At 52.6% G+C, this 3,615-nt stretch carries 1 tRNA gene and 2 rRNA genes; all 3 read left to right on the forward strand.

Annotation, left to right across the window (positions count from 1 at the left end):
• Window position 1 precedes the first annotated feature (1 nt).
• Window positions 2-77, forward strand: a tRNA-Ala gene (locus NCR37_RS28205).
• 294 nt (window positions 78-371) lie between these two features.
• Window positions 372-3,253, forward strand: a 23S ribosomal RNA gene (locus tag NCR37_RS28210).
• Between the two features lie 195 nt (window positions 3,254-3,448).
• Window positions 3,449-3,562: ribosomal RNA gene (gene rrf, locus NCR37_RS28215) — 5S ribosomal RNA — on the forward strand.
• Window positions 3,563-3,615: the final 53 nt, after the last annotated feature.

A 3,615-nucleotide genomic window follows, 5' to 3' on the forward strand; every position in this document is an offset into this window, starting at 1 on the left:
CGGGGGATTAGCTCAGCTGGGAGAGCACCTGCTTTGCAAGCAGGGGGTCGTCGGTTCGATCCCGTCATCCTCCACCAAGTCCTCAATGCACAGCGCTCAACTACACGAGTGCTGCGCATTGGCGACTATAGCCAGTTGATGCTGTAGGTATTGCAAGACACCTATCGGCTAAACGTTCTTTAACAATCAGGAAGAAGTAGTAAAGAGATTATTTGAAAGCACTTAGAGATGGGTGCGAGTAGAGTAGTCAGGGTAGTGATTGTATCGAGTATGAAAAGTGATCTTAATTGATGACTTGGAATACGGCACAACGCGAATACTCAGCCTGTAGCGTGTGAGTCTAGAGCAGCAATGAGACACACTCGTTATAGGGTCAAGCGAACAAGTGCATGTGGTGGATGCCTTGGCGATCACAGGCGATGAAGGACGCGGTAGCCTGCGAAAAGCTTCGGGGAGCTGGCAAACGAGCATTGATCCGAAGATGTCCGAATGGGGAAACCCGGCCCGTATGGGTCATCCTAGACTGAATCCATAGGTCTAGCGAAGCGAACGCGGTGAACTGAAACATCTAAGTAACCGCAGGAAAAGAAATCAACCGAGATTCCCAAAGTAGTGGCGAGCGAAATGGGAAGAGCCTGTACTCTTTATTTGTATTGTTAGCTGAACGCTCTGGAAAGTGCGGCCATAGCAGGTGATAGCCCTGTAAGCGAAAACAGTATGAAAGAACTAGGGGTACGACAAGTAGGGCGGGACACGTGAAATCCTGTCTGAAGATGGGGGGACCATCCTCCAAGGCTAAATACTCGTGATCGACCGATAGTGAACCAGTACCGTGAGGGAAAGGCGAAAAGAACCCCGGGAGGGGAGTGAAATAGATCCTGAAACCGCATGCATACAAACAGTCGGAGCCTCGTAAGGGGTGACGGCGTACCTTTTGTATAATGGGTCAGCGACTTACGTTCAGTAGCGAGCTTAACTGATTAAGGCAGGCGTAGCGAAAGCGAGTCCGAATAGGGCGATCAGTTGCTGGGCGTAGACCCGAAACCAAGTGATCTATCCATGGCCAGGTTGAAGGTGCGGTAACACGTACTGGAGGACCGAACCCACTAACGTTGAAAAGTTAGGGGATGAGCTGTGGATAGGGGTGAAAGGCTAAACAAACTTGGAAATAGCTGGTTCTCTCCGAAAACTATTTAGGTAGTGCCTCGTGTCTCACCTTCGGGGGTAGAGCACTGTCATGGTTGTGGGGTCCATTGCGGATTACTACGCCATAGCAAACTCCGAATACCGAAGAGTGCAATCACGGGAGACAGACATCGGGTGCTAACGTCCGGTGTCAAGAGGGAAACAACCCAGACCGCCAGCTAAGGTCCCAAAGATTGGCTAAGTGGGAAACGAAGTGGGAAGGCTAAAACAGTCAGGAGGTTGGCTTAGAAGCAGCCACCCTTTAAAGAAAGCGTAATAGCTCACTGATCGAGTCGTCCTGCGCGGAAGATGTAACGGGGCTCAAGCCAGTCACCGAAGCTGCGGATGCGAGTTTTACTCGCATGGTAGGAGAGCGTTCCGTAAGCCTGCGAAGGTGCGTTGAAAAGCGTGCTGGAGGTATCGGAAGTGCGAATGCTGACATGAGTAGCGATAAAGGGGGTGAAAAGCCCCCTCGCCGTAAGCCCAAGGTTTCCTACGCAACGTTCATCGGCGTAGGGTGAGTCGGCCCCTAAGGCGAGGCAGAAATGCGTAGCTGATGGGAAGCAGGTCAATATTCCTGCACCATTGTTAGATGCGATGGGGGGACGGATCGCGGAAGGTTGTCCGGGTGTTGGACGTCCCGGTCGCTGCATTGGAGAAGGCACTTAGGCAAATCCGGGTGCGCAATTCAAGGGTGTGGCGCGAGTGACTTCGGTCACGAAGCAATTGGAAGTGGTTCCAAGAAAAGCCTCTAAGCTTCAGTCTAACGATGACCGTACCGCAAACCGACACAGGTGGGCGAGATGAGTATTCTAAGGCGCTTGAGAGAACTCGGGAGAAGGAACTCGGCAAATTGGTACCGTAACTTCGGGATAAGGTACGCCCTGGTAGCTTGACTGGCCTGCGCCAGGAGGGTGAAAGGGTTGCAATAAACTGGTGGCTGCGACTGTTTAATAAAAACACAGCACTCTGCAAACACGAAAGTGGACGTATAGGGTGTGACGCCTGCCCGGTGCCGGAAGATTAAATGATGGGGTGCAAGCTCTTGATTGAAGTCCCGGTAAACGGCGGCCGTAACTATAACGGTCCTAAGGTAGCGAAATTCCTTGTCGGGTAAGTTCCGACCTGCACGAATGGCGTAACGATGGCCACACTGTCTCCTCCCGAGACTCAGCGAAGTTGAAGTGTTTGTGATGATGCAATCTCCCCGCGGCTAGACGGAAAGACCCCATGAACCTTTACTGTAGCTTTGCATTGGACTTTGAACCGATCTGTGTAGGATAGGTGGGAGGCTATGAAACCGGAACGCTAGTTTCGGTGGAGCCGTCCTTGAAATACCACCCTGGTTTGTTTGAGGTTCTAACCTTGGTCCGTGATCCGGATCGGGGACAGTGCATGGTAGGCAGTTTGACTGGGGCGGTCTCCTCCCAAAGCGTAACGGAGGAGTACGAAGGTACGCTAGGTACGGTCGGAAATCGTGCTGATAGTGCAATGGCATAAGCGTGCTTAACTGCGAGACCGACAAGTCGAGCAGGTGCGAAAGCAGGTCATAGTGATCCGGTGGTTCTGTATGGAAGGGCCATCGCTCAACGGATAAAAGGTACTCTGGGGATAACAGGCTGATACCGCCCAAGAGTTCATATCGACGGCGGTGTTTGGCACCTCGATGTCGGCTCATCTCATCCTGGGGCTGTAGCCGGTCCCAAGGGTATGGCTGTTCGCCATTTAAAGAGGTACGTGAGCTGGGTTTAAAACGTCGTGAGACAGTTTGGTCCCTATCTGCCGTGGGCGTTGGATATTTGAAGGGGGCTGCTCCTAGTACGAGAGGACCGGAGTGGACGAACCTCTGGTGTACCGGTTGTCACGCCAGTGGCATCGCCGGGTAGCTATGTTCGGAAGAGATAACCGCTGAAAGCATCTAAGCGGGAAACTCGCCTTAAGATGAGATATCCCCGGGGCTTCGAGCCCCTTGAAGGGTCGTTCCAGACCAGGACGTTGATAGGTCAGGTGTGTAAGTGCAGTAATGCATTGAGCTAACTGATACTAATTGCCCGTAAGGCTTGATCCTATAACCAGTGTGTCTCGACCAGAGTTAGTGCTTTAGCACTTACTCTGGTCCGACCCCCGTAGGGGGTAATTACACCACCCCAAGCGGGTGCCACTGGTCGAGTAACAGCGTGTGCGACAATCGCCACCCGAATTCACTACTACTTCTTCCCCGATTGGTTGTAGCGCCCACAACGCGATACAACATCCCTTTATGCCTGATGACCATAGCGAGTCGGTCCCACCCCTTCCCATCCCGAACAGGACCGTGAAACGACTCCACGCCGATGATAGTGCGGATTGCCCGTGTGAAAGTAGGTAATCGTCAGGCTCCCCTTGCCCTAAACAAAAACCCCACCCCACAAAGGTGGGGTTTTTGCGTTT

It is taken from the genome of Caballeronia sp. GAFFF1, from assembly GCF_023630705.1.
Classification (GTDB): domain Bacteria; phylum Pseudomonadota; class Gammaproteobacteria; order Burkholderiales; family Burkholderiaceae; genus Caballeronia.